The sequence below is a fragment of the Enterobacter sp. ZOR0014 genome (assembly GCF_000798855.1).
In the GTDB taxonomy this organism is placed as follows: Bacteria; Pseudomonadota; Gammaproteobacteria; order Enterobacterales; family Enterobacteriaceae; genus Enterobacter; species Enterobacter kobei.
Window position 1 is genome coordinate 1 of the sequence record NZ_JTLF01000131.1, and the last position, 235, is coordinate 235.

The window sequence follows — 235 nt, forward strand, 5'->3', positions numbered from 1 at the left end:
AATGGAAACAATTAATATTAAATTTGATGAAAAACAGCTAGAAGAAGTTGTGAAAAAAGTTACTGAAAAACTTAAAAAAGAGAAAGATTCAGATACAGCAAAGGAAAAAGTGTCAGTAATGTATTTAGAATTTAATGAAGCAAATCATGCAAGCGAGAAAGGTAAACTTTACTTTGGGCATGCTTTTCACACTTTGTCAAAAAAGTATGCTTCGGAGTTTTATTTATCTATGTTC

The 235-nt window shown here is 28.9% G+C and carries 1 protein-coding gene; it reads left to right on the forward strand.

The genetic code is table 11. The features are described from left to right. Positions 1-235 (forward strand): hypothetical protein (locus tag L977_RS24685; RefSeq protein ID WP_047625413.1); only part of this gene is annotated, 235 nt, incomplete at both ends.